Below are 24,837 nucleotides of genomic sequence, written 5' to 3' on the forward strand. Positions count from 1 at the left end.
CCTACTCCCACTCAATCGTCCCCGGTGGCTTGCTGGTCACATCATACACCACCCGGTTCACGCCGCGGCATTCATTGATGATCCGGGTTGCCACGCGGCCGAGGAAATCGTGCTCGAACGGGTAGTAATCCGCCGTCATGCCGTCCACCGATGTCACCGCCCTGAGCGCCAGCACATGGTCGTAGGTGCGTTCGTCGCCCATCACGCCGACGGTGCGCACGGGCAGGAGGACCGAGAAGGCCTGCCAGATCTTGTCATAGAGGCCTTCCTTGCGGATCTCGTCGATATAGATCGCGTCGGCCTTGCGCAGGATGTCGGCCTTTTCCTTCGAGACGGCGCCGGGGATGCGGATGGCCAGGCCCGGCCCCGGGAAGGGGTGACGGCCGACGAAGGCTTCGGGCAGGCCCAGCTCACGGCCCAGCGCCCGTACCTCGTCCTTGAACAGTTCGCGCAGGGGTTCCACCAGACCCATATTCATGCGTTCGGGAAGGCCGCCGACATTGTGGTGCGACTTGATCGTGACGGAGGGACCGCCATCGAAGGAAACACTTTCGATCACGTCCGGATAGAGCGTGCCCTGGGCCAGGAAATCGGCGCCGCCGGCCTCCTTCGCCTTTTCCTCGAACACGTCGATGAAGAGCTTGCCGATCGTCTTGCGCTTAACTTCCGGATCCTCGACCCCGTCGAGAGCCTTGAGGAACATGTCTTCCGCATCGGCATGGATGAGCGGGATGTTGTAGTGTTCGCGGAACAGGGTCACCACCTCCTCCGCCTCGCCCAGCCGCATCAGGCCGGTATCCACGAAGACGCAGGTCAGCTGGTCGCCGATCGCCTCGTGCAACAGCACGGCGACGACCGAGCTGTCCACGCCGCCGGAGAGGCCGCAGATCACTCGTCTGTCGCCCACCTGTTCGCGGACTTTCAGGATCGCCTCGTCCTTGAAGGAGGCCATCGACCAGTCGCCGGAAAGGCCGGCAATCGTGTGGGTGAAATTCCTCAGCAGGGCGGCGCCGCGCGGCGTGTGCACGACTTCCGGGTGGAATTGCACACCATAGAATTTGCGGTCCTCGTCGGCGATCGCGGCAAAGGGTGCATGGCCGGACCTGGCAATCACCTTGAAGCCCGGCGGCAGGGCCGAGACGCGGTCGCCATGGCTCATCCACACGCGTTCTTCGTGACCGACGGGTCCGAACCCCTCGAACAGCGGGCTGTCCTCGATCAGGGTGATGTCGGCGCGGCCGAATTCGCGATCGTCGGAGGCTTCCACCGATCCGCCCAGCTGGGCACACATCGTCTGTTCGCCATAGCAGATGCCCAGCACCGGTATCCCGCGGGTAAACACGCTCTCGTCGGCGCGGGGGGAATTGTCCCAGTGCGTGGAATGCGGCGACCCCGACAGGATGATCGCCCTGGGATCGAAATCGTCGATAAAGGCCTTGTCGGCGCGGTTATAGGGGTGGATCTCGCAGAACACCCCGCTTTCGCGCACGCGCCGGGCGATCAGCTGGGTCACCTGGCTGCCGAAGTCGATGATCAGGAGCTTCTGGTGGTTTTCGTGAATGATGTCGTCGGTCATGCGCGCACAGACCCGCAGGCGCGGGTTTCCCAAAGGTCGATTTTCAAGGGGGATGGCCGAGTTGAAGTCAGCATGCGGCCCGATAGCGCGAGTCAGCGCGAATGGCTAGAGGCCAGCGGCACAGGGACGGGAAATGACCGGTTCTGCCCCTTCCGGACCGATTGGACCTTGAACCCGTCCTCCGGCGGGCTCAGATTTGGGCTGTCCAAGCCGCACCGGGAGCCCGTCATGTATCCGTTCCGCCTTGCCGTCCTGCCCGCCAGCCTCGTCCTGCTGGCAGCCTGCTCGCAACCGGCCGCCCAGGGCGACTGGGTTCTCGATGGCAGCGCCTCCCGTCTCAACTTCGTCTCGATCAAGGCCGGAGACGTGGCCGAAACACACCGTTTCACGGATCTGTCCGGTTCCGTCGCCCCGGGCGGCGAGGCCGAACTGGTGATCGATCTGGCCAGTGTCGATACCGGCATCGGGATCCGCGACGAACGCATGCGCGAACACTTTTTCGAAGTCGCGGATTTTCCGCAGGCCCGGATCACCGCCCGGATTGACCTGGCAACACTGGCCGAACTGGCCCCGGGCGAACGCACCACGCTTGCCGTCGACGCCACGCTCGACCTGCACGGAGCCAGCGTGCCCCTGGCCGCGGATGTGGTGGTGACCGATCTCAACGGCACCCGCGTACTGGTGGAAAGTGCCGCGCCGGTCGCCCTTCATGTCGGGGATTTCGGCCTCGGCGACGGTCTCGCAACCCTGCAGGACCTGGCCGGACTTCCCTCGATCACACCGGTCACGCCGGTGACGTTTTCGCTGGTATTCGAACGCGGCTAACCGCGCCGCTCCATCACGCAGATATAGAAGCCGTCCGTATCCGTTCGGGCCGGCGAGAGCTGGAGCGCGCCATGGGCGCCCGTGCACGCTTCCAGGACGGTCCGGGCGCCATCGGCGAGCTGCCCCGTAGCCTCCATCACGTCCAGCGCAGGCACCGGCTGGAAGCCGTCCGTGCGCGCCAGAAAATCCGTGATCCGGTCCTCATTCTCCTCGGGCAGGACAGAGCAGGTGACGTAGACGAGACGGCCGCCGTGCTTCACATAGCCGCTGGCGCCATCGAGCACCGCATCCTGTTCGGCCATGCGTTTTTCCAGGGCGGCGGGCCTGAGGCGCCACTTGGCGTCGGGGCGGCGGCGCCAGGTTCCCGTGCCCGTGCACGGCGCGTCGCAGAAAACGACATCCATCTTCTCAGGAAGATCGCCCAATACCTCGTTTTCCTTGCCGTCATGCACCTGGACATTGCGCGCGTCGGCGCGTTTCAGACGCGGCCATATAGCGCGCAGGCGGCGCCAGTCGATGTCCCAGGCATGGACCTGTCCGGTATTCATCAGGAGCGCCGACAGGGCGAGCGTCTTGCCGCCGGCGCCGGCGCACTAGTCCAGGATCTGCAGGCCCGGCCGGGCGCCCGATGCCAGGGCGGCGAGCTGGGAACCGATATCCTGCACCTCCACCCAGCCCTTGCCATAGGCGGGAATACTCTCGGCGGCCGCTGCCTTGCCGCGCGGATCGCGCTGGGGAATACGGATGGCGGAGCGCACCAGGCAGGCGGGTTCCGCAGCCTTCAGTTTCGACGACACCTCTTTGAAAGCCTTGTCGAAATCGACCTTTACTTCATTCACTCGAAGATCGACCGGGGCGCGTGAGGACAGGAGCCGCCCCTCCTCCGCCGCGGCCTCGCCAAAGGCCCGCAGAAGGCTTTCCTCCAGCCATTCAGGCACATCGCCGCGAATGTGGAGCGGGGCGTCCGAAATATCGCGGGAGAGCCCGTCCCGTTCGGCAGGAGTGAGCGGGTCCGGCGCGTGCTCGTCGCCCTCGAACAGCGCGTCGATCCCGTCGGCCGAGAGCCCCCAGATCCGGCCGGCCGTGCCCAGCGCCAGGGCCCGCGCCGAACCGCCGCCCATCGCGTGGGCGATCGAGGCCCGGTGCCGAAGCGCATCCAGAACCAGCCCGCCGATCCACGCCCTGTCGCCCGAGCCGGCAAAACGATGCGCCTTGCCCCAGTCGCGCACGGCATCCTTCACCGGCTGGTGCTGGCGCTGCAATGTGTCGAGGATCTCGATGGCCGCGGCAATGCGGGCGCCGTCTTTCATGGTCCTGTCCCGGTCTGCGGCCGGCCGTCACGTCTCCGGCATGCGGAGCGGCAGCGCGATCGCCTTTTTGAGCGTGGCTTTCACCAGCTGTTTGTGGATGGGAAGGATGAGCGCCAGATAGACGTATCCGAACCCGTTGTGACGCTTGCAGCAGGTCGTCATGACGACTTTCGCCGCCGCACCGCGCGTGCGATGCACTGATAGACGAAAATCCTGGTGCCGGTCATCCTCCCCCAGCAGGACCTCGTCGGCTTCCAGCGCATAGAGGCGGAAGAAATTCACCCGGTCGCCGGGCCCTTTCTCGTGCGGCGCCTTGCCCCCGCCCTCGGCACGCAGCTGGCCGGTCGTCTTGAGCCCCAGCGGGGCGACGAGCGCATCGCGGAGGGCGATCAGCGCGTTGGACCAGCCGAACTCGACCGTGCCGAAATGCTCGGCGAAGGCATACGGCGCACAGTTCTGCAGGTCCGGGCGGCCATCCAGCGAGATGCTGTAGCAGTCCACATAATCGCACGGCGCGATATAGGCACCGATCAGGCTGCCGGGCGGCGGTGTATCCTTGCGGGGCATGCGGCAAACTCCCGGGGCCGGTCCTGCCCGCAGGATACACCTGCGGCCGCAGCCCCCTATTTCGGACGCGCTCCGCCATAGGCGGCGGCCAGCTGGCGGCAGATCGTTGCCGGGTCGGTGTAGATGCGCCGTTCGTTCACGACAGCCTCGGGCTCTTCATGGGCGTGGCTGTCTTCGGCAAGAATCAGCGTCGGTGCGTTCTGGTGGTCGTCGTCCAGCAGCGCGACGATCTCGGTGCGCGGACGGGGATGGTCGATGCGCACCACGGTGATGCGGTCGGCCCAGTGCGGATTGACCGCCAGCGCGCCCTCCATCGTGCAGCAATCGGCGCACAGCCAGGGGCCGCCTTCGGCATCGTCCCACTGTCCGGTGAGCAGGAAAAGCACGTCTTTCGACATGTCGATCATCGGCTGGTCCGTCATCATCGCGTGATTACCTCAATCGCCATGACGGTCCAGAATGCGGCGAGCACGAGCACGCCGGCCAGGAAGGCCATGAAGCGGTGCAGCATGTGATTGGTGGTGATGTGGATCGCCACATGCACCAGGCGAACACACACCCAGACCCAGGCCAGGGCCAGCAGAACGGGACCTGCCACATCGTAAACGCCGGCAAAGGCAATGCCCGCATAGAATAGGATCGGCGTCTCCAGCTGGTTCTGGTAGGCGTTGGAGAATAGCATCGACCGTTTCGGCCACGTCTTCTGCCCCAGCGCCACCTCGGACACTTTCACCTCACCGCGCCGGATCGCCGCGGTCCGCGTCAGCCCGGTCGCAATTACCAGGGCGAAGGTCAGCGCCACCTGCACCAGGACCGGATAGAGAAAAGCTGTGTTCATCGCATAACTCCCGTTCAAGCCGCTCTCCCGGCGGCGACACGGGACCCTAGTCAGGCTTCCCGGCGTGCGACAGCCATCCCGGTGGATGGCTGCCATACGCCAGTTTTTGCAGCGGTTTCGCGTCCGCAATCAGCTCGTGGTCGGATAGTTCGGCGCTTCGCGCGTGATCTTGACGTCGTGCACATGGCTTTCGCGCAGGCCTGCATTGGTGATGCGCACGAATTGCGCGCGCTCGTGCAGCTCGCCGATCGTGCGCGATCCGGTATAGCCCATGGCCGCACGCAGGCCGCCGACCATCTGGTGCAGGATCGGTCCGACCGGACCCTTGTAGGGGACCTGGCCCTCAATGCCTTCCGGCACGAGTTTCATGCGCTCGGTATCCTTCTGGAAATAGCGGTCGGCCGAGCCGGCCGCCATCGCGCCCAGCGAGCCCATGCCGCGATAGGATTTGTAGGAACGGCCCTGATAAAGGAAGACTTCGCCCGGCGCTTCCTCGGTACCGGCCAGCAGCGAGCCGACCATGATGCAATCCGCGCCTGCGGCGATCGCCTTGGCCATGTCCCCGGAAAACTTGATCCCGCCATCGGCGATAATGCACGCGTCGGAGCCCTCCGCGGCACGCCTGGCATCCATGATCGCGGTGAGCTGGGGCACGCCGACACCGGCGACAATGCGGGTGGTGCAGATCGAGCCCGGCCCGATGCCCACTTTCACGCAATCGGCCCCGACATCGATCAGCGCCCTGGCGCCGTCATAGGTCGCCACATTGCCGGCCACGACACGGGCGGCGTTGGACGCCGCCTTGACGCGCCTGACCTGGTCCAGAACGGACTGGCTCTGGCCGTGCGCGGTGTCGATGACGACGACATCCACGCCGGCATCCATCAAGGCCTCGGCGCGCTCGAAACCGCTGTCGCCGACCGTGGTGGCCGCCGCGCAGCGCAAACGTCCCTGGGCATCCTTGGCGGCCATGGGGTGGGCCTGGGCCTTTTCCATGTCCTTTACGGTGATCAGGCCGATACACCGGTCCTCGTCGTCCACGACCAGTAGGCGCTCGATCCGGTGCCTGTGGAGTTTCGCGCGCGCCTCGTCCTGGGAAGCGCCCTCCTTCACCGTGACAACCTCGCGCGTCATCAGATTGCCGACCTTTTCGTTCGGATCGTCGGCGAAACGCACATCGCGGTTGGTGATGATACCGACCAGCTTGCCCGGCAGCCCGTTATTGGGCCCTTCCACTACGGGAATTCCGGAAATGCGGTGCTGGGCGATCAGGGTGCGCAGTTCCGCCAGCGTCGCGTCCGGCGAGATCGTCACCGGATTGACCACCATGCCGCTCTCGAAACGCTTTACCCGGCGCACTTCCTCGGCCTGTTCGGCGATGGTGAGATTGCGGTGGATGACGGCCAGGCCGCCGGCCTGGGCCATGGCGATCGCCATGCCGCTTTCGGACACGGTGTCCATGGCGGCGGCGAGCATGGGAATATTGAGCCCGACATCCTTGGCCACACGCGTGGAAACATCGGCATCGGCGGGAAGAACTTCGGACGGGCCCGGTTGCAAGAGCACGTCATCGAAGGTGAGACCTTCGCGAATCTCCATGGGAGACTCCTCTCTGCTGCTTGCGGCGCGGCTATAGCAGGAGAATCCGCAAGGTCAAACACCGAATGCGGATCAATGGTCACAAAGCCGGAAAATTCTCGCGCCATGGATCGATTGTTAACGCCTTCCAGCTAGGTTCCCCGCGAATTGTACGACGAATGGGGGCTGGCATGCGGGTCATCACCTGCCTGTTCACCGAACACAATCTCTGGCTCGTCCTGCTTGCCGCAGCCATGTGTGTGACCGGGTGCGTTGTGACACTGCACCTGTTTCGCCGTGCCCTGCGCACGGGCGGACCGGAGAAGGCCGGCTGGCTGTTCCTCACCGCCGTCTGCGCCGGATCCTCGATCTGGACGACGCATTTCATCGCCATGCTGGGCTACCAGCCCGGCGTGCCGGTGAGTTTCGATGCGGCCCTGACCCTGTTCTCCATGATCATTGCCATCGCCGGCACGGCCATCGGCCTGGCCATCGCTGCTGGCCGGTTCGGCCGCGCCGCGCCGGTCTTCGGCGGCGCGATCTTCGGTCTCGCGATCGCCGCCATGCATTTCACCGGCATGTTCGCCTACCGGGTCGACGGGCTGGTGGCCTGGGACCAGACCTATGTGACGGCTTCCATCCTCCTCTCCGTCGGACTTGCCGCCGCCGCCTTCCAGGCCGTGTACCGCTGGAAATCCGGCGCGCGCATCTTCGTGGCCCCGGGAATTCTCGTCCTGGCCATCGTCACCCTGCACTTCACAGCCATGGCGGCCTTCCAAGTCACGCCGCTGGCCGGCATGGAGACCGGTGCCGACAGCGCCGCCTTCCGGGCCATGGCGCTTTCGGTCGCCGTGGCCGGCCTGGTCATCGTCGGCACGGGCGTGTCCAGCTATCTGATCGATTTCCGTGTCCGCGAGGACTCCGACGAGCAATTGCGTCACATGGCGCTGCACGATCCGCTGACCGGCCTGCCCAACCGCACCAGTTTCAATGCCCATCTCGATGCCTGTCTGGCAGATGCCGAAACCGCCAACAGTCTCGCCGTGGTCGGCATCGATCTGAACCGTTTCAAGGAAATCAACGATGTCTGGGGCCATGAGGCCGGCGATGCCGTCCTGTGCACCCTGGCCGACCGGTTGAAGGCCTTTGCCGGCCAGACCCATTTCGCCGCCCGCCTCGGCGGGGACGAATTCTGTGTCGTGTTGCACACCGACACGCGAACCGCCCTGCAGGAACGCGTGGAGGCGATCGAGGCCCTGTTCAACGAGCCCGTGGTCTACGGCGAATATGAATCGGCGACCGGCGCCAGCCTCGGCGTTGCCGTCTATCCGCATGACGGCAAGGACCGCGATGCGCTGGTCCGCAATGCCGACCTGGCCATGTACAAGGCCAAGATCGATCCGATGCTCGATGTCTGTTTCTACGACACCGAGCTGGGCGAGGAGGTTCGCGAACGCCGGGCCCTGGCAAACGATCTGCGCAGCGCGATCGAGACCGACCAGCTGGAACTGCACTACCAGGTCCAGACCTCCATCGGCACGGGCGAAGTGCGCGGCTTCGAGGCCCTTCTGCGCTGGACCCATCCCGCGCGCGGCCCGGTCCCCCCGGCCGATTTCATCCCGCTGGCCGAAGCCAACGGGCTCATCCTGCCGCTCGGCGAATGGGTGCTGCGCCGGGCCTGCCGCGATGCGGCCGGCTGGGGCAATGACCACAAGGTCGCGGTGAACCTGTCCGCCGTGCAGCTGACCCATACGGGCCTGCCGCGGCAGATCCAGCAGATCCTGCTCGAGACCGGCCTGCCTGTCAGCCGGCTCGAGATCGAGCTGACCGAGACCGCGCTGATCAAGGACAAGGTGCAATCCCTGCACATCATGCGTCAGATCAAGGCGCTGGGCGTGTCGGTCGCGCTCGACGATTTCGGCACCGGCTATTCCTCGCTGGACATCCTGCGCACCTTCCCCTTCGACAAGATCAAGCTGGACAGGTCCTTTACCGAGGAATTGGAGAGCGACCACCGCTCCCTCGCCGTGGTACGTGCCATCCTCGCCCTCGCCAAGAGCCTGGGCATCCCGGTCCTCGCCGAAGGCATCGAGACAATGAACCAGCTCTCGCTGCTGAAGGACGAGGCCTGCGACGAAGGCCAGGGCTTCTATCTCGGCCGCCCGGCTCCGATGGACGCTCAGGGCTCCGCCGTCTCGGGCGAACCCGGCCTCCCGCGGTCCGGCGCCGCCTGAAAGCGCGGCCGCCGTACCCGCTTGCGCGCAGCGCGCGTCCCGTGCGGATAGCGGCTCAGCGTTTTCCAGGCCTTGCGCCAAGTTCCAGATAGTGTGCCTCGCGCCTCAGGGAGAAGGGCTGAGGGACTGGCGGGCTTCCCATCATCCGGCCTCACGTCCGCCGGCAAACGCCGGCTGCCCCTACCCCCTGAACCCGGTCGCGATCACGAAGGTCTCGGCGCTCTCGGAGCGGCTGGCATCGGGTTTGAAATGACGGACCTTTTCGAAATTGGCCTTGAGCAGGTCGAGAAGATCGCCCTCGGCGCCGCCCTGGAAGACCTTGGCGACAAAGAAGCCGCCGGGTTTCAGGGTTTCCAGGGCGAACTGCGCGGCCAGTTCGACCAGGGCAACGATGCGCAGATGGTCGGTTTTCTTGTGGCCGGTGGTCCAGGGTGCAAGATCGGAAATGACGCCGTCGGCCGGTCCGCCCATCTCGGCCTTGACCAGGCCGGGCGCATCTTCGGCGGTGAAATCGTGCTGCAGGAGAGTGGCCCCCGGTACCGGTTCGATTTCGAGAAGGTCGATACCCACGACTTCCGCCGCCTTCGCCTTCAGCGCCACCTGAACCCAGCCGCCGGGCGCCGACCCCAGATCGACGATCCGCATACCGGGCTTGAGCAGGTGGAAGCGCTCGTCCAGCTGGATCAGCTTGTAGGCCGCGCGTGAGCGATAGCCCTCCATCTGGGCCTTCTTGACGTAAGGGTCATTGAGCTGGCGCTGCAGCCAGCGCGTGGACGATGTCTTGCGGCCGCGCGCCGTCTTCACGCGCTCGAACATCTGTTTCGCCGCGCGGGCATCGCCGCCCTTTTTCACCGGGCCGGAACGCCGCCGGCGGCGCTTGCCGCCATCGCCCTTGCCGGCGCTCTCCTCGCTGTCATCGCTCATGCCTCAACCCCGGACGAACCCTTGCCTTTCCCGCGCCTGTGCCTGCGCCGCCGTTTCTTGGACTTGCGCATCAGGTTCAGCAACATCCCTTCGCGCAGCCCCCGGTCGCCCACGCGCAACCGGTCCGCCGGCCACGCCTCGGCCACGGCTTCGTAGATGGCGCACCCCGCCAGGACAAGCTCGGCCCGGTCGAGGCCGATCGTGGGCTCCTGGGCGCGGCCGGCAACATCGAGATTGCGCAACCTGGCACAGGCGGCCAAGGCCTCCTCGCCGGTCATCCAGAGGCCGTCCACCCGCGAGCGGTCGTAACGCGGCAGGCGAAGATGCACACCGGCCATCGATGTCACCGTGCCCGACGTGCCGACCAGATGCCCGCGCCCCTCCCTGAAGAGCGGACGCATGGCCTTCGCCCCGCGCGGTGTCTTCATCAGCTGACGGGCATAGGCCTTCATCTCATTGTACCAGGCCTCGCGGTCCTCCCGTTCGGGAAAGCGTTCCGACAGCGTCACCACACCCACAGGCGTCGACGTCCAGGACTTCATGGGCGGACGCCCCCCGCTTTCCGGACCTCCGCGCCGGCGCCATTCGGCGATATCGACCCAGGACAGCTCCGTCGACCCGCCGCCGATATCGATCACCAGGGCTGCATCCTTGTCCGGATCCAGGAGATCGACACAGCCATGCACGGCCAGACGCGCCTCTTCCTCGGGCGAAATCAGATCGAATTCCAGCCCGGTTTCCCGGCGGACGCGGTTGAGGAATTCCTCGCCATTGCCGGCCATACGGCAAGCCTGGGTGGCGATGGAGCGATATTTGACAACCTTGTGGCGCTTAATCTTGCCGGCGCACACTTTCAGCGCCTCGACGGCCCTGTCCATGGCCCCGTCGGACAGGCGTCCTTCAGCGGCCACACCCTCGCCCAGGCGCACGACACGCGAAAACGCATCCACAACCTGGAAACCCGCACCGGTACGATGGGCCAGCAGCATGCGGCAATTATTCGTACCCAGATCGATTGCGCCGTACACCGGAGCCGGCGCACGCTTGCGCCCGTTCCGCTTGCGTCCGGCGGCGTCCTTCCCCGCATTCCGGGGCGATGGCTCCGCCATGATATCCCTTTCGCCGTCCGGCGCGCCCGGCCCGCAAGTGCGGACGGCGCGGCTCGACCCGGCCTCGAAACAGTGTCCCGCTCAGAATACCCGTCTCGCCTGAAGCCGCAAGGATGCGTGACGCAATCGCATGGATTTCGTAGCTTGTTGCTGAATCGCGCCCCATATGGGAGGCGAAGGACACAGTAACAGGTACGCGTTAGAGTAGGCTCATGATCGTTCGCCACGCCAGATTCTCTCTCGGCGATGTGGTCCGCCACCGCCTCTTTCCCTTCCGGGGGGTGGTGGTGGATGTCGATCCGGAATTCGCCAATACCGAGGAATGGTACCAGGCCATTCCCGAAGATATCCGTCCGCGCAAGGACCAGCCCTTCTACCATCTGCTCGCCGAGAACGAGGACAGCTATTACGGCGCCTATGTCTCGGAGGGCAATCTGATCCCGGACGCCGAAAACGGCCCGGTCGGGCATCCACAGATTCCGGAAGCCTTCGAGGGCTTCGACGGGGAACGCTATACGCTGCGCATGGGGCCGGATCAGGCGCACTGATCCCGGCTCCTGCCGTCTTGCGGACCCGTGCCGGGTAGTCCTTGACCTTTCATTTAAGTTTTGACTTAATAAGTTCGAGCTTAAATGAGGTCCGTCATGCAGCTGGATATTCATCGTCACCTGGGAGCGGTCGAACGCTCCGTCACCGACACAGAGCGCGAGGGCAGGCCGGCCCGGGCCGTTGCCCTGTCGCGCACCTATCCCACCGGCATCGAGGACTTGTGGGACGCCGTCAGCAATCGCGAACGGCTGCCCCGCTGGTTCGCACCGGTCACCGGCACGCTCGAACCGGGCGGGCGTTTCCAGGTGCAGGGCAATGCCGGCGGCACGATCACAGAATGCGACCCGCCCCGGCGGTTTGCGGCGACATGGGAATATGGCGGCGATGTCAGCTGGATCGAGCTCCGGCTCGACCCGGTCGGCGAGGATACAGCCCGGCTCACCCTGACCCACACGGCACACCCGTCCGAATTCTGGGAGAAGTTCGGTCCCGGTGCGGTCGGCGTCGGATGGGAGCTCGGCTTTCTGGGCCTGGCGCTCCATCTGGACCGTCCGGACGCCCCCAGGGTGGACGAGGCGGAATTCGCCGCCAGCGAGGACGGGACCACCTTCTCGCGAACCAGTGCGCACGCCTGGGGCGAAGCCGATATCGCCGGCGGGGCCGCTCCCGAACAGGCGCGGGGCGCGGCCAGGCGGACCGCCGACTTCTATACCGGCGTCACCCCGGATGAGGCCTGATGCACGCTTTCGACGTTCTCGGCGATCCGGTCCGGCGCCGCCTTCTGGAACTGCTTGCGGACGGCGAGCGTCCGGCCGGCGACCTGGCCGGTATCGTCTGCACCGAGTTCGCCATCAGCCAGGCGGCCGTCTCGCAGCATCTCAAAGTGCTGCGCGAGGCGGGCTTTGCCACGCCCCGCAAGGAAGGGCCGCGCCGCATCTATTCCGTCGAACCCGGCCGCTTCGAGGAAGTTGACGACTGGCTCGACCGGTTCCGCCATTTCTGGGAACCCAGACTGGATGCCCTCGCCACCGAAGTCGCCCGCGGCAAGAAGGCCCGCCGCAAGGATACGGGGGCGTGACGCCCCGGCGGCGTCACGCCAATCCGGTCAGCCCTGTGCTTTCACCACTTCCTGTTCGATGGCACCAAAGATCGAATGGCCATCCCTGTCCTTCATCTCGATACGAACCGTGTCGCCGTAATTCATGAAGGGAGTCTTGGCTTCGCCGTTCTCGATCGTCTCGATCATGCGGATCTCGGCGATACAGGAATAGCCCACCCCGCCTTCGGAAATCGGCTTGCCGGGGCCGTCGTCCAGCTTGTTGGAAACAGTACCGGATCCCACGATCGTGCCGGCCGTCACCGGGCGCGTCTTGGCCAGATGGGCTATCAGCTGCGGGAAGTCGAAGGTCATGTCGATGCCGCACTCGGCCTTGCCGAAGGGCTGGCCATTGTATTTTACCAGCAGCGGCAGGTGCAGTTTCCGGCCGTCCCAGGCCTCGCCCAGCTCGTCCGGCGTGACAGCCACCGGCGAAAAGGCACTCGGCGGCTTGGACTGGAAGAAACCGAACCCCTTGCCCAGCTCCGCCGGGATCAGGCCGCGCAGCGAGACATCATTGACCAGCATGACCAGCCGGATTGCCTTCGCCGCCTCTTCGGGGGAACAGCCCATGGGCGCGTCGCCCGTGATCACCGCGACCTCGCCTTCCATGTCGCAGCCCCAGGCCGTATCGCCCAGCGGGATATTGCCACGCGGCGCCAGGAAGGCGTCGGACCCGCCCTGATACATCAGCGGATCGGTCCAGAAGCTTGCCGGCATTTCCGCGCCGCGCGCCTTGCGCACCAGTTCGACGTGATTGACGTAGGCCGAGCCGTCGGCCCACTGATAGGCGCGCGGCAGCGGCGACAGCGCGTCGCGTTCGTGGAATCGCTCGCGCGGAATCGTCTCGCGTTCCAGCTCGCCGGCCAGGCTTCTCAGCTCCGGCTCGCATCGTTCCCAGTCATCCAGCGCCGCCTGCAGGTTCGGGGCGATGCGGGAGGCATCGGCGCACCAGGCCAGATCCCTGGAAACGACGACCAGACGGCCGTCACGGCTGTCCGATTTGAGCGTGGCGAGTTTCATGGGCGTGTCCTCTTCGGGGGTTGCGGACAGAAAGGGCGATCAGCGAATGGAAACCGTCTCGAACCGGCCATCGCCCGCAAGCCATTCCAGCTTGCCGTCGGCAATGGAGAAACGGGCGCCGTGGATTTCCAGATTGCGCTCGGCGATAGCGTCGGCAACGAAGGGGAAGGCCTTCAGCCGCTCGACGGAATGCTCGATCGAGACGAGTTCGAGATGGCTGGACAGTTCGGCCAGCGATGCCTCGCCGATCTGGGCCCGCGCCTGTTCACGGGCCGGTTCCATGGTCGACAGCCAGGGCCCCAGATAGTCGGTCGGAACCCCGTCCATGCCGCTGGCGCAGGCCTTGACCCCGCCGCAATCGCCATGGCCCATCACCAGCACGCCCCTGACCTTGAGCACCTTGACCGCAAATTCCAGCGCGGCGGAAACACCGTGCAGGCCGCCGCCCTCTTCGACCGGAGGCACGAGATTGGCGACATTGCGAACGACAAAGAGCTCGCCGGGCGCGGCGTCGAAGATCGCCGCCGGATCGACCCGGCTGTCGGAACAGGCGATGACCAGGGTGTGAGGCGTCTGGCCTTCGGCCAGTTCGGCGTAGTGGGCGCGTTCCTCGGCAAAGCGTCCGCCGCGGAAACGGCGGTATCCGTCGATGAGCGTTTCGGGTGCTGCCGGCTGCATGAACCTCTCCCTCCGGTCGTTTCAGATCACGTCTGCGGGGGTTTTTAGTTGCAATCGTAACCAACGGGAAGCCCGCGGCAACAGACACGAAAAAGGCCGGAGCCCTTTTTGGCTCCGGCCTCCAGTAGAGTGCATAAGGTCTAGCAGTCTGGGAGGATCAGCCGGCCGTTACGCACTGGGACAGGGCAAGATTGGCCTCGACTTCATCCTCGCCGGAGGACGACATGTCGGCCGCCCGGAAGGCCTCCACGGCTGCCTCGCGCTGGCCGGACAGCCACAGCGCCACGCCGCGATTGTTCAGCGCACGCCAGGCACCGTCCCGCATTTCGAGGGCTCGATCACAGGCACTCAGGGCCGCCTCGAGCTCGCCGGTGGCCGCGTAGGCGGCACAGAGATTGGTGTGGGCGGCAACCTTGTGGCCCGGCGCACCGCCGGACTCCAGGATTTCTTCGCCGAAATGGATCGCTTCCGGCCACTCCCCGCGGGACACGGCATTGTATTGTGCCCGCACCACGCCATTGGCGGTGCGGTGGGCGGCAAATTCAGGTTGGTCGTCGCAGGACTGGGCTTGGCCCGCAGACGAAAACACGGCCGCGACAACGGCCGCGGCAAACAGTGCGCGCATGGTCACTCCCTCCGAAGGTGAACGGTGTTAAGTTTTAGAACGAAGTTATGTGAATGGAATTGACGAAATCAGGATCGTCGGAATACACAAACGTATGGATGACTGGTCCGACTATCTCGTCTGCCTCGCCGTGTCCGAAGCGGGCAGTCTTACCGCCGCCGCGCAGCAGCTCGCTGTCAGCCAACCCACGGTGACCCGGCGATTGCAGGCGCTCGAACAGCGATTCGGCGAGCCCGTCTTCGAACGCGACCACGGCCAGCTGCGCCTCACGCCCCTGGGCCAGAAAGTCGTTGCCCATGCCAAGCGCATGCGCGAGGAGGCGTCGGCGATCGAACGCGCGGTGATCGCCCAGGACCAGTCCCTGTCCGGACTGGTCGTCGTATCGGCATCCGAAGGCCTGGGAGCGGACTGGCTGCCGCGCGCCCTCGCCTCGTTCCAGCGCGACAATCCCGGCATCGGCATCGAGATCTCGATCAAGAACAACACGGCCAACCTGGCCGACCGGGAAGCCGACATCGCGTTGCGCTGGAACGGTCCGGGGACCCAGCAGAGCCTGATCGGGCGGCGCGGTGCGACCGTGGGTGCGGGACTATACGCCTCGAAAGCCTATCTCGATAGCAACGGACGGCCGGAGACGGTCGAGGACCTGGCCGATCATTCCTGTGTGGGTTGGTCTATGGTCGATTTTTTCGGCTGGCCGTCCACGGAACACGGGACACCGGTCCTGCCGAAAAACATCTCCTTCAAGGCCAATTCGCCCGCCAGCCATGTCAAGGGAATCGAAGCGGGCTTCGGCGTCGGCGTCACATCGCACCGCCTGGCCCTGCAGAACCCGCTGCTGGAACGCATCCTGCCCGACTTCTCGTCCTCGCTGGATCTGTGGGTCGTCGCCCACGAGACCGTGCGCAAAAGCGCGCGCGTGCGCGCCGCCTTCGATCACATCATTGCCCAGATGCAGGCCGACAGCGCCTATTTCAGCCGCGGCGAGCCATCGACGCTGTAGGACAGGGCGTGTGCCCCGCAGGCACACGCCCTGTGACCGCTATTCCTCGTCGCCGTAGATTGCGACCACCGGCTCGCCACCTTCCGACAGGCGGGCGCGATACATGCCAGGCGTGTTGAAGCTCCAGGCGATGTCTCCCTCCGCCGTTAGGGCGACAATGCCGCCATCACCTTCCAGCGCCGTGAGCTCGTCCTGAATGACGCGGTCGGCGGCGGCCTGCAGGCTCAGCCCCTGCAATTCCACCAGCATGCAGATCCGGCTCGCCACGGTCAGGCGGATGAAGAATTCGCCCGTCCCGGTCGCCGAGACGCCGCAGCTCTCGTTGCTGGCATAGGTTCCCGCGCCGATGATCGGGCTGTCGCCGACCCGGCCCCAGCGCTTGGCCGTGGTGCCGCCGGTCGACGTGCCGGCGGCGATATTGCCGTTCCGGTCCAGTGCAACCACACCGACCGTGCCGAACCGGTGCTCCCGCGAATCGCGTTCCAGCGCACCGTGATCGACCGGTTCCGGCTCCGGCGCCCCTTCCGGCCGCGGCGGAATCGCAAGGCCTTGCGCGCCCAGCGCACGCTCCAGCGACGCCCAGCGGCGTTCGGTGAAGAAGAAGGCCGGTTCGACGATTTCCAGACCCTGTTCGCGGGCAAAGGTCTCCGCGCCCTCGCCCTGCAGCATGACGTGGCGCGAATTTTCCATCACGGCGCGGGCCAGCGAGATGGGATGGCGCACCTGGGTGACGCCGGCAATCGCGCCGGCATTCAGCGTGGCACCGTCCATGATGGACGCGTCGAGCTCATTGCGGCCGGCAGCGGTGAAGACGGCGCCGCGACCGGAATTGAACATCGGGTCGTCTTCCAGGCCGTGTATCACCGCCTCGATCGCATCGAGGGCCGATCCGCCCTCGGACAGCACCGCCTCGCCCCGCTCGAGTGCGGCGTGCATGGCCGCTCGATAGGCTGCATCGGTCTCCGGCGTCATCGAATCGCGCTCGATCACCCCGGCTCCGCCGTGCACGACGAGCGCCCATCCGCCCTCGTCCCGGGCCGTGGCGGCTGCTGTGGTCAGAAGTGCGGCGCAGGCGGCCGGCAAAAAGGTGCGCAACATGTCGGTTTCTCCCCAAGGATATGTGCGGGCAGGGTCTCCCCTCGCATCATCGAGCGCAAGCCCGCATCGCGGCGTCGTTCAGCCGCCGGTCAGGATGCGTACGCGCGAACGCGCCGTGCGGCCTTCGTCATCCACGGCTGTGACGGCGTAAAAGCCCGGCCCGGCGGGCACCCAGACCGGTTCGCCCATGGCATTGGCGTCCACCCGCTCGCCATCGGCATACCAGGTCAGATCACCACGGGCCTGGGCGGACAGGATGAAGCCGCGGCCCGCCCCGTCGGCCCAGACTTCCGACCCGTCCGGCGGGAAGAGGATATGCGGTGCGGGATCGGTGCGGAAACTGGCCATTGTGTCCGGCGTCTCCGGCAGCGCTTCGCGCTCGCCGGCCCCGCGCATCGCCTCCGGATCGATTCGGGCAATACCGTCGGCCAGGCGGAACAGGAGCGGCAGCGCGCCTTCGCGCCCGGTCACACCCTCGCGCGGAGCACCGTCGGCGCGGCCGGTCCAGACCACGATCGTGTAGTCCCCGGCCACACCCGCCGCCCAGGCGTCGCGAAAGCCGTAGGACGTGCCGGTCTTGAAGGCGATGTCGGGCGCACCCCGGGCCAGTGCGGCCGGCATGCGCCCGCCCGGATGCGGCGCCCGGCGCAGGATATCCAGGATTTCTCCGGCCGACTCGGCCCCGATCACGCTGTGCCCGGCCCCGGCAGCCGTCTCGTCCCCGAACCAGCGCAGCGGCCGGGCCACACCGCCATCGCCCAGCGCCGCATAGAGCACGGCCAGCTGGCGCACGCTCAGCCCTGCCCCGCCCAGCGCCACGGCCAGGCCGCTGTCCTCGCCGGCCCCGCGCGGACGTTCCGGACGCGCACCGGCGAAGGAGAGTGCCGCATTGAACCGCCGCGCCCCGACCCCGTCCAGCGCGGTCACGGCGGGTACGTTGAGGGAGTGCTGCAGGGCTTCGGCACTGGTCACATCGCCGCGGAAACGGCGGTCGAAATTGTCCGGCCGATAACCGGCGAAACGCCGGGGCAGATCCGCGATACGCGTGCCGCCGGCGGCCAGCCCGTCATCGAAGGCCATGCCATAGATGAAGGGTTTCAGGGTCGAGCCCGGCGAACGCGAGCGGTCGGTCAAATCGATCCAGCCGCCCGGCCGGTCCCGGCTGGCCGAACCGGCCAGGGCCCGGACGGCCCGGCTGTCCGTCTCGACCAGGATCGCTGCGAACTGGACCGGTTCCGGTGTCTCGGAGGCCGCAAGGGACAGCTCCTCCTGCAGCATGCGCTGCAGCGTGATGTCCAGTGTCGAAACGATCTCGGCGGTGCCGGGCCGCGCCGCGCGCAGCGTATCGGCGGCGTGCCAGGCATCGGAGGGAAAGGCACCGCGCCCCGGTGCCGGATCGAGCGCAGCGTCGGCTGCAGCCGAGGGCCGGGCCAGGCCGACCTCGGCCAGGCGATCGAGCACGCGCCCCCGCGCCAGTACGGCATTGTCCGGGTGCCGGTCCGGGCGCCGGGCTTCGGGCGATTGCGGCAGGGCCAGCAAGAGCGCGATCTGTTCGACGGTCAGCGTGTCGGGTTCGCGCCCGAAATAGGCCCAGCTGGCCGCCCGCACACCCTCCAGATTGCCGCCATAGGGTGCCAGGGTGAGATAGTATTCCAGGATTTCCCGCTTGGAATGACGCAGTTCGATCTGCAGGGCGCGCAGCATCTGGACCAGTTTCGCGCCGATCGTACGCTCGCGCGGCTCGATCAGGCGGGCCAGCTGCATGGACAGGGTGGACCCGCCGGAGACGATTCGTCCGGCAGCCAGGCTGTCACGGGCAGCGCGGAAGAGTGCCAGCGGGTCCACGCCCCAGTGCGACCAGAACCGGTGGTCCTCATAGGCCAGCAGCGCCTCGACAAAATCCGGGTCGAGGGAATCGAGATCGGCGGCCAGGCGCCAGCGTCCGTCAGCCACGGGATAGGCGCGCAGGACCTGGCCATTGCGGTCGCGCACGACGGTGGACACCTCGTGCACCGCCTCCAGGGGCGGCGGCAGGTGCCGGTCCAGTGCCAGAAGGCCGACCAGCAAGCCCAGCCCGGCCACGACCCCCCAGTATATGCGGTGCAGCCCCAGCATGCCCTAGCCTCGCGGCGCGATCACCACCCGGCCCGTCGTCGAACGTGCGAAGGTGTCGGCCCGGTACATGTCTTCCACCACCGCGCCCGGCAGGGTGTACCGGCCCGGCGTCACCGCGCGGACGACATAGGCCAGGCGTTCGGGCCGGCGGTTGCGCAGGTCGATGGCCGCGACGAAACGGTCGTCGCGCGCTTCCGCCACCCGCGGCGTATCGATCCGGCCCAGCCAGGAATAGATGCCGTCGCGGCCCGCCTCCTCCGGCCTTACCACCGCCTCGATCTCGAAGCCCGGCGGCAGCAGGTCCTCGACAATGGCGGGGATCAGGCGTTCCTCGCGCGGCGCCACGGTAAGATCGACGATCAGCCGGTCGCCCTGCACCAGGCTGTCCAGATCCACCGGCGAGCCGTCGAGCCGGCGCACGCGCTTCTGGATGACCAGGCCCTCGACCGCCATGCCCGGCGCCTCGACCGTCTCGCCGCGGGCGATCTGGGTGACCCAGACAGGATTGTCGCCGGCAATGCGGAACTCCGCCCCGTCCTCAAGCAGGGCCTCGTCCAGCTCGTAACGGTTTGCACCGGGGGCGGGCACATTGGCCGGCGCCTCGACGCGCATGTCCGCATCGCCGGAAAGCGCTTCGGCGGCCAGCAGGAGGAAGGCCTTCTCCTGGGTGTTCAGACGGGCCGGTTCGGGCAGGTCCTGCACAACCCGTTCGGCCAGGCGCACGACGCGGCCGGTCTCGCCCGCCTCGGCGGCCAGGGCGAGCACGCCGGCGAGGTCGCGGCGCGGCGACTGGTAGTAATTGCCCGGATTCTCGAAACCGAGCGCCGCCTCGGCGGCATCGAAGGCACTGACGGAGCGCGCACGGTCGCCGATCAGGTAGAGCGCCGCACCGATCTGGGCGAGGGCCAGCGGGCTGTCGATCGCCTCGAGACGCTGGTCGTGCATGTAGCGCAGGCGCGAGCGGTCGACCCGTCCGGCCCGGGCCAGCACGTAGAGCGCATAGGCCGCCGACCGGTCCGCCAGGCGTTCCGGCGTGTCGGTCTGGCCCCGCCAGCGATAGATTTCGGTGTCGTACCCCCCGGCCCGCCACATCTCGCCCGAGGCGATGTGTTCCAGCGCCCCGTAGGCGCGGTCCAGCGCCGCTTCGGGCACGGTGTAGCCGGCCTCGTGCGCCCGGGCGAGGAAATCGACGGCATAGGCGCCGATCCAGGGCCGCGCGCCGCGATCGCCGATACGCCACAAACCGATCACGCCGTCGCTGGCCTGGCGGTTGAGGATGGTTCCGATGGCCTCCTGCACGATGGCGCGGGAGCCGGGAATGGCCTCTTCGCCCACCTCGGCCGCAAGCGGACCGGCATAGACAAGCGGCAGCGCCCGGCTGGTGATCTGTTCGGTACAGCCATAGGGATAACGGCTCAGGGATTCCAGTAGCGCCGCCTCGTCCAGCGGGGTCGGCGAGAAGCTCACCGACACGGTCGAGGTTCCGGGCAGATAGGCCGCCAGCGCCTCGCTGGACAGGCGCCAGCTGTCACCGGGCATGACGCGGCCCCGGGTGACCTGCGAAGAGGCCAGCCAGGCCTGCCGCACCTCGATCGGATAGCTGCGGGACACCGCAAAGTCTCCCGGCCCCTCGACAGACAGGCCGGCCGCGCCGATACCGGTATCCGTGCCCGACATCTCATAACGCCGGTCGATGCGCTGCCCGCTGGCCAGCTGCAGCGTGTCGCCGGCCGACATGGACACAGGGTCCCGTGCCGACAGCGTCGCCGAGTAGGTCCCTGCCGCTCCGTCGACATTGTCGATGGTCAGCGTGGCGGTGGAGATATCCCCTGGCGCCAGGAAGCGCGGCAGGATGAGTTCGGCCGGCACATCGTCGCGTACGGTCAGCGGCCGGGCCGCCTGCCCCACGGCCCGGCCCGTCCAGGCCACGGCCATCAGCCGGAGCTCGCCGTTGAAGTCGGGCACGTCGAACGTCACCGTTGCGCGGCCATTGCGGCCCACCTCGACCGGGCCGGAGAACAGGGCGACCGTCCGGGTCGGCACCACTGTGAGCCCCGCCCCGCCGATCTGGTCGCCGCCCTGGCGTACCGGCGCTGCGGCCCCCTGGTTGGGATCGAGCAGGCGTCCGTAATCGTCGTACAGATCGACATCCAGTGCCGCCTTGCCGAAATACCAGTTCTGCGGATCGGGCGAGGCGAAACGCGTCAGGGCGAGAATGCCTTCGTCGACGGCCGCCACCGAGACATAGGCGCCGGAGCGGACCGGTCCGTCGATCTGGAGTTCCAGGGATACGGTCTGGCGCGGATGGATCCGTTCCGGCGCATTGAAATCAATGGTCAGCGTGCGCTCCGCCGTGTCCACGGGCAGGTGTGCGACGCCGACGGCCCGGCGCGGCGCCGGCCGGTCAACGGGATGGCGCGGCGTGTAGACGGTGACCATGGCATAGGCGCCCGCTCCCCAGTCCTCGGTCACGCGGAAGGAGAGTTCGGCCCCGCCCTCCGGCACGCTGACGGTCCGGGTTTCCAGAACCCGGTCACTGGCAATCACCACTTCAGCCTCGCCCGGATAGGGCGGCAGGATGGCAAGGGTCGCACTGTCGCCCACAGCGACCGGCGCGTCGGGAACCGACACGGTAACGCGGTCCGGTGCCGTCTCGCCGCTTTCCGCCGATCCGCCCCAGCCGACATAGAAGGCCGAACTGGCCGACATGCCGCTCGCCGCATGCTCGACGATCAGATGATAGCGGCCCCAGTCCAGGGCGCGCAGCGGCAGGGTTTGCGGACCCTCGCCCGACAATTCCATCACCCCGTCTTCGATGGGCACGACATGGCGCGTGCGGCGCCATTGCCAGCTTCCGCCATCGGCGCGGTACCAGTCATAATCCCAGTCGATGCGGACCAGGCGCCAGCTGACCTCGGCGGCAACGGGCATTCCCCCGGCATCCACGGCAACCAGGTCGAAGGCGCTTTCGCGATTGCGCTGGGCGCGGCCGTCGAATTGCGGCCTCAGACCCAGATAGAGGTCGGCGGGACGGTAGGGAATACGCACATCGTCGGCGACCGCCCGGCCGCCCGGCTCGATGGCGGAAATGACAGCCCGGATACGCAATGGCCGGGTGGCGTCCTCGCCATAGCCCCCGGCGTCGACGATCTGCACGGCCCGCCCGGCCCCGTCGGCGACGGTGTCAGGCAGATCCATGGAACGTTCGCGGAAGCTCTGATCGTGGCGGCCGAAATCGAACCCGCCATAGGCCTCGAACGGGCCGGGATCGGTTTCGATGCGCAGCCGGCCCTCGACCGGCAGGCCGGCGCCCGGCGCGCCATAGAGGAAGCGCACATTCGCCTCGATCTCCCGCGTGCCGCCCTGCCGGATAGGCGTTTCGTCGTCGGTTTCCAGATCGAGCGCCACGCGTTGCGGCACGAAATCCTCGACGGAGAAACGGGTGGAGGCGACGACGCCATACCCGTCCATCTCTGCCACGATACGCCATTCGCCCCGTGCGGCGGCACGCGGCAGGCTGTAGTCCCAGAACACGGTACCGGCCCGGGGCGCCGCCTCGTAGCGCGCATTCGCCGCCTCGATCCCGTTGGGGCCGTAGACGGTCAGCGTGACCGGCCGGTCGGAGATCGCCACGGCCTCCACATCGCGCACCATGGCGCCGGCATGAACCGTTTCGCCGGGGCGGTAGATGCCCCGGTCCAGCCAGAGGAAACCGTCCGCTCCGTCCGGACGCTGGCGGCCACCGGTATTCTGGCCGGAGAGGTCGACCGGATTGCGCTGGAAATCGAGGACCGCGAAATCATTGTCCGGGCCGTAGGCGGTGAGCAGGCGCGGTGCCATCGCCCCCTCGCCACGCGTCAGCGGTGCCGCGAAACGGGCATGGCCGTTGGCGTCGCTCGTGGCCGTACCGAGAACCTCGTTGGACCGCGCAATCAGTTCCACCCGCACGCCCGGAACCGGCTCGGCCGTTTGCAGGGATCGCACAGTAAAATCGACGCCATCGCTGCCGCGATAGGCCGTCAGGGCCAGATCCGTGATCACCAGCCAGCGCGTTGCCCTTGCCGGAGAGCGGTACTCGTCGCCGGCCTCGGCGGCATCGGTGAGGGAAATGTAGTAGGCGCCGGGCGAAAGCGTGCCGATGGCCTCGGCGATGGGGAAGACGGTGGTGACCGGCGTGTTCAGCGCGCCGGCCGTATCCATCTCGCCATTCCAGATGCGTTCGCCGACCTCGAAGGGGCGTTCATCCTCCGGCGTCCAGTTGTACTCACCCTCGGCGCCGTTATAGCCCGCCGTGATGGAGCGGAAGGCCAGCGCCCGGTCCGTGATCCGCCAGAGCTCGACCTCTACGCTGTCGACATTCACCGTCTCGATGGCCAGGCCGTCGGCATCGCGCCGTGGCAGGATTACACCGTCGCCCGCAATGCCCACATAGGCCGGACGGTCACCGAAATCGACCTGCACTGTCTCATCCGCCGCCAGCCCCTCGCCACCGGCAGACGGCAGGCCTTCGCGCAGGGTCAGGACCTGACCTTCGCCGAAACCCAGCCCGCCGACGCACAGCGTCTGACCGGCCACCGAGAGCGCGACCGGCCTGTCCGGTTCGACGGCGATATAGGGCGTGTAGTCGGCGGCCGGATCGAGGGGCGCGGTGAAGACCAGGCAGAGCCGCGGCGCATCGCCGTCGACATCGACCGTATAGCGCACGAAAACAAATTCCCCGGGGGTGTCAGGCGCAGCGCGAGGCGCATCGGCAGGCCGCGCTTCCAGGTCAGGCCCGGACGGCCCCTGCGGTCCCGTGGATTGATCCGTACAGGCAATGACCCCCGCGGCCAGGATCAGCGCCAGAATCCGGCTGCGCCAGTGCGACATGGCCGACTCTCCCCTTCCAGCCGCCCAACCATAAGACGTTGTTAACGAAATAGCACTGGAGAAATGGTCGCGGACGCGAATTTTTCGTGTCAGTCAACCGGAATGCCGCAGATCGCCGCGATGGTGCGCCACGGCAGGGCAGCAGAAGCCAGCCCCAGAGCGGCAATGGCCAGTCCGGCGCCGATCCGGACCCGCGCTGTCCGCGCGGCCGACATCAGCGCGGACACGCCGAAAGCCGATGCCGTAACGGCGGGAAGCGTGCCCAGACCGAAGCCCAGCATGATCGATGCACCGGTCTCCGGCCGCCCGGACAACATGACATAGAACAAGGTGGCGTAGACCATCCCGCAGGGCAGGAAACCCCAGAGAAATCCCGCCGCCAGCGGGCTGGCGAGCGAGAGGCCGAAAGGTGCGCGGATCCAGCCGAGAATGCGATGTCCGAACCGGTCGAATCCCGCCAGCGACGGCGCCCAGCCCGCCACCGACAGGCCTATATAGACCAGCATGGCCGCCCCCGCCCAGCGCAGGAGGAGGTGCGCCTCGGACCGGTCGAAGGCGAAATAGGCCTGCGACCCCAGCGCCGCCAGCAGGCTTCCAGCCAGAACATAGGCTGCCATCCGGCCCAGCTGGGCGAGCATCAGAGCCCGGGTACGCGCCACCGCCGTGTTCCCGCCGAGTGTGACCGACAGGCTCGCCGCGATCCCGCCACACATGCCCACACAGTGCAGGCTGGAGGCGAAACCGGCCAGAAGACCGCCTGCTATACTCAGTTCCGACAGGCCGGCTGGCGCCATTGCCGCTTCTCCTCAAAACCCGTGCT

The 24,837-nt window shown here is 67.0% G+C and carries 21 protein-coding genes and 1 pseudogene; 6 read left to right on the forward strand and 16 right to left on the reverse strand.

Features of this window, described 5'->3' with window-relative positions; all coding sequences use genetic code 11:
• Position 1: 1 nt before the first annotated feature.
• Positions 2-1,576 (reverse strand): glutamine-hydrolyzing GMP synthase, encoded by a 1,575-nt coding sequence (gene guaA, locus Q1U94_RS08300; protein ID WP_300543302.1) that lies wholly within the window; start codon positions 1,574-1,576, stop codon positions 2-4.
• A gap of 228 nt (positions 1,577-1,804) precedes the next feature.
• On the opposite strand from guaA, the gene Q1U94_RS08305 reads away from it, so the two are divergent.
• Positions 1,805-2,401 carry a YceI family protein gene (locus Q1U94_RS08305; protein WP_300543303.1) on the forward strand — a complete coding sequence of 199 codons (597 nt, stop codon included), beginning with the start codon at positions 1,805-1,807 and terminating at the stop codon, positions 2,399-2,401.
• Here Q1U94_RS08305 and Q1U94_RS08310 read toward each other — a convergent pair.
• The 6 genes and pseudogenes from Q1U94_RS08310 to guaB all read right to left on the reverse strand — a co-directional run.
• A pseudogene (locus Q1U94_RS08310) lies at positions 2,398-2,982 on the reverse strand (RsmB/NOP family class I SAM-dependent RNA methyltransferase); the annotation flags it as partial. The gene Q1U94_RS08305 and the pseudogene Q1U94_RS08310 overlap by 4 nt on opposite strands.
• 12 nt (positions 2,983-2,994) lie before the next feature.
• A complete protein-coding gene (locus Q1U94_RS08315) occupies positions 2,995-3,711 on the reverse strand; it encodes a hypothetical protein (RefSeq protein WP_300543304.1) in 717 nt (238 codons plus the stop codon).
• A gap of 27 nt (positions 3,712-3,738) precedes the next feature.
• Positions 3,739-4,278 carry a DUF2867 domain-containing protein gene (locus Q1U94_RS08320; protein ID WP_300543306.1) on the reverse strand — a complete coding sequence of 180 codons (540 nt, stop codon included), beginning with the start codon at positions 4,276-4,278 and terminating at the stop codon, positions 3,739-3,741.
• A gap of 56 nt (positions 4,279-4,334) precedes the next feature.
• Entirely contained in the window at positions 4,335-4,703 is a 369-nt protein-coding gene (locus tag Q1U94_RS08325) for a DUF3088 domain-containing protein (protein ID WP_300543308.1), read from the reverse strand.
• Positions 4,700-5,116, reverse strand: a complete 417-nt coding sequence (locus tag Q1U94_RS08330) for an MAPEG family protein (protein ID WP_300543309.1) — start codon at positions 5,114-5,116, stop codon at positions 4,700-4,702. Before Q1U94_RS08330 ends, Q1U94_RS08325 begins: the two co-directional genes overlap by 4 nt.
• Before the next feature lie 129 nt (positions 5,117-5,245).
• Positions 5,246-6,715: an IMP dehydrogenase gene (gene guaB, locus Q1U94_RS08335; protein WP_300543310.1), complete on the reverse strand. Its 1,470-nt coding sequence runs from the start codon at positions 6,713-6,715 to the stop codon at positions 5,246-5,248.
• Positions 6,716-6,885: 170 nt separating this feature from the next.
• Between guaB and Q1U94_RS08340 the strand changes: the two genes are divergently transcribed.
• Complete coding sequence (locus Q1U94_RS08340; RefSeq protein WP_300543312.1) at positions 6,886-8,928, forward strand: bifunctional diguanylate cyclase/phosphodiesterase; 2,043 nt, start codon at positions 6,886-6,888, stop codon at positions 8,926-8,928.
• A 180-nt stretch (positions 8,929-9,108) separates the two neighbouring features.
• Here the strand turns inward: Q1U94_RS08340 and Q1U94_RS08345 are convergent, their stop codons facing one another.
• Complete coding sequence (locus Q1U94_RS08345; RefSeq protein WP_300543313.1) at positions 9,109-9,852, reverse strand: RlmE family RNA methyltransferase; 744 nt, start codon at positions 9,850-9,852, stop codon at positions 9,109-9,111.
• A complete protein-coding gene (locus tag Q1U94_RS08350) occupies positions 9,849-10,961 on the reverse strand; it encodes a Ppx/GppA phosphatase family protein (RefSeq protein WP_300543314.1) in 1,113 nt (370 codons plus the stop codon). Before Q1U94_RS08350 ends, Q1U94_RS08345 begins: the two co-directional genes overlap by 4 nt.
• 212 nt (positions 10,962-11,173) lie before the next feature.
• Here Q1U94_RS08350 and hspQ point away from each other — a divergent pair, with 212 nt between their 5' ends.
• The 3 genes from hspQ (at position 11,174) to Q1U94_RS08365 (ending at position 12,588) form a co-directional block, all read left to right on the forward strand.
• Positions 11,174-11,509 carry a heat shock protein HspQ gene (gene hspQ / locus Q1U94_RS08355; protein WP_300543316.1) on the forward strand — a complete coding sequence of 112 codons (336 nt, stop codon included), beginning with the start codon at positions 11,174-11,176 and terminating at the stop codon, positions 11,507-11,509.
• A gap of 96 nt (positions 11,510-11,605) precedes the next feature.
• On the forward strand, positions 11,606-12,247 hold the full coding sequence (locus Q1U94_RS08360) for an SRPBCC family protein (protein ID WP_300543318.1): 642 nt from the start codon (positions 11,606-11,608) through the stop codon (positions 12,245-12,247).
• Positions 12,247-12,588, forward strand: coding sequence for a metalloregulator ArsR/SmtB family transcription factor (locus tag Q1U94_RS08365; protein ID WP_300543319.1), 342 nt, complete (start codon positions 12,247-12,249; stop codon positions 12,586-12,588). Before Q1U94_RS08360 ends, Q1U94_RS08365 begins: the two co-directional genes overlap by 1 nt.
• A gap of 27 nt (positions 12,589-12,615) precedes the next feature.
• Here the strand turns inward: Q1U94_RS08365 and Q1U94_RS08370 are convergent, their stop codons facing one another.
• The 3 genes from Q1U94_RS08370 to Q1U94_RS08380 form a co-directional block, all read right to left on the reverse strand.
• On the reverse strand, positions 12,616-13,629 hold the full coding sequence (locus Q1U94_RS08370; RefSeq protein WP_300543320.1) for a fumarylacetoacetate hydrolase family protein: 1,014 nt from the start codon (positions 13,627-13,629) through the stop codon (positions 12,616-12,618).
• Positions 13,630-13,668: 39 nt separating this feature from the next.
• Positions 13,669-14,307, reverse strand: coding sequence for a carbonic anhydrase (locus Q1U94_RS08375; protein WP_300543321.1), 639 nt, complete (start codon positions 14,305-14,307; stop codon positions 13,669-13,671).
• Positions 14,308-14,464: 157 nt separating this feature from the next.
• Positions 14,465-14,932: a hypothetical protein gene (locus tag Q1U94_RS08380; RefSeq protein WP_300543323.1), complete on the reverse strand. Its 468-nt coding sequence runs from the start codon at positions 14,930-14,932 to the stop codon at positions 14,465-14,467.
• Positions 14,933-15,026: 94 nt separating this feature from the next.
• Here Q1U94_RS08380 and Q1U94_RS08385 point away from each other — a divergent pair, with 94 nt between their 5' ends.
• Entirely contained in the window at positions 15,027-15,935 is a 909-nt protein-coding gene (locus tag Q1U94_RS08385; protein WP_300543324.1) for a LysR family transcriptional regulator, read from the forward strand.
• Positions 15,936-15,974: 39 nt separating this feature from the next.
• On the opposite strand, the gene Q1U94_RS08390 is transcribed toward Q1U94_RS08385, so the two are convergent.
• From Q1U94_RS08390 to Q1U94_RS08405, 4 genes are all read right to left on the reverse strand, one after another.
• The gene (locus Q1U94_RS08390) at positions 15,975-17,033 is read right to left on the reverse strand and encodes an isoaspartyl peptidase/L-asparaginase family protein (protein ID WP_300543325.1); all 1,059 of its coding nucleotides are present in this window, start codon (positions 17,031-17,033) and stop codon (positions 15,975-15,977) included.
• A 78-nt stretch (positions 17,034-17,111) separates the two neighbouring features.
• Entirely contained in the window at positions 17,112-19,148 is a 2,037-nt protein-coding gene (pbpC, locus tag Q1U94_RS08395; protein WP_300543326.1) for a penicillin-binding protein 1C, read from the reverse strand.
• 3 nt (positions 19,149-19,151) lie between these two features.
• Positions 19,152-24,017, reverse strand: a complete 4,866-nt coding sequence (locus Q1U94_RS08400; RefSeq protein ID WP_300543327.1) for an alpha-2-macroglobulin — start codon at positions 24,015-24,017, stop codon at positions 19,152-19,154.
• An 89-nt stretch (positions 24,018-24,106) separates the two neighbouring features.
• Complete coding sequence (locus Q1U94_RS08405; protein ID WP_300543328.1) at positions 24,107-24,811, reverse strand: sulfite exporter TauE/SafE family protein; 705 nt, start codon at positions 24,809-24,811, stop codon at positions 24,107-24,109.
• Positions 24,812-24,837 lie beyond the last annotated feature (26 nt).

Source organism: Maricaulis sp., from assembly GCF_030149515.1.
Classification (GTDB): domain Bacteria; phylum Pseudomonadota; class Alphaproteobacteria; order Caulobacterales; family Maricaulaceae; genus Maricaulis.

Coding starts and splice junctions, on each gene's coding strand:
- Q1U94_RS08340 (WP_300543312.1), top strand. CDS start 6,886: ATGCGGGTCATCACCTGCCTGTTCACCGAACACAATCTCTGGCTCGTC.
- Q1U94_RS08370 (WP_300543320.1), bottom strand. CDS start 13,629: ATGAAACTCGCCACGCTCAAATCGGACAGCCGTGACGGCCGTCTGGTC.
- hspQ (WP_300543316.1), top strand. CDS start 11,174: ATGATCGTTCGCCACGCCAGATTCTCTCTCGGCGATGTGGTCCGCCAC.
- Q1U94_RS08390 (WP_300543325.1), bottom strand. CDS start 17,033: ATGTTGCGCACCTTTTTGCCGGCCGCCTGCGCCGCACTTCTGACCACA.
- guaB (WP_300543310.1), bottom strand. CDS start 6,715: ATGGAGATTCGCGAAGGTCTCACCTTCGATGACGTGCTCTTGCAACCG.
- guaA (WP_300543302.1), bottom strand. CDS start 1,576: ATGACCGACGACATCATTCACGAAAACCACCAGAAGCTCCTGATCATC.
- Q1U94_RS08315 (WP_300543304.1), bottom strand. CDS start 3,711: ATGAAAGACGGCGCCCGCATTGCCGCGGCCATCGAGATCCTCGACACA.
- Q1U94_RS08385 (WP_300543324.1), top strand. CDS start 15,027: ATGGATGACTGGTCCGACTATCTCGTCTGCCTCGCCGTGTCCGAAGCG.
- Q1U94_RS08330 (WP_300543309.1), bottom strand. CDS start 5,116: ATGAACACAGCTTTTCTCTATCCGGTCCTGGTGCAGGTGGCGCTGACC.
- Q1U94_RS08375 (WP_300543321.1), bottom strand. CDS start 14,307: ATGCAGCCGGCAGCACCCGAAACGCTCATCGACGGATACCGCCGTTTC.
- Q1U94_RS08380 (WP_300543323.1), bottom strand. CDS start 14,932: ATGCGCGCACTGTTTGCCGCGGCCGTTGTCGCGGCCGTGTTTTCGTCT.
- Q1U94_RS08350 (WP_300543314.1), bottom strand. CDS start 10,961: ATGGCGGAGCCATCGCCCCGGAATGCGGGGAAGGACGCCGCCGGACGC.
- Q1U94_RS08360 (WP_300543318.1), top strand. CDS start 11,606: ATGCAGCTGGATATTCATCGTCACCTGGGAGCGGTCGAACGCTCCGTC.
- Q1U94_RS08365 (WP_300543319.1), top strand. CDS start 12,247: ATGCACGCTTTCGACGTTCTCGGCGATCCGGTCCGGCGCCGCCTTCTG.
- Q1U94_RS08400 (WP_300543327.1), bottom strand. CDS start 24,017: ATGTCGCACTGGCGCAGCCGGATTCTGGCGCTGATCCTGGCCGCGGGG.
- Q1U94_RS08345 (WP_300543313.1), bottom strand. CDS start 9,852: ATGAGCGATGACAGCGAGGAGAGCGCCGGCAAGGGCGATGGCGGCAAG.
- Q1U94_RS08405 (WP_300543328.1), bottom strand. CDS start 24,811: ATGGCGCCAGCCGGCCTGTCGGAACTGAGTATAGCAGGCGGTCTTCTG.
- Q1U94_RS08305 (WP_300543303.1), top strand. CDS start 1,805: ATGTATCCGTTCCGCCTTGCCGTCCTGCCCGCCAGCCTCGTCCTGCTG.
- pbpC (WP_300543326.1), bottom strand. CDS start 19,148: ATGCTGGGGCTGCACCGCATATACTGGGGGGTCGTGGCCGGGCTGGGC.
- Q1U94_RS08325 (WP_300543308.1), bottom strand. CDS start 4,703: ATGATGACGGACCAGCCGATGATCGACATGTCGAAAGACGTGCTTTTC.
- Q1U94_RS08320 (WP_300543306.1), bottom strand. CDS start 4,278: ATGCCCCGCAAGGATACACCGCCGCCCGGCAGCCTGATCGGTGCCTAT.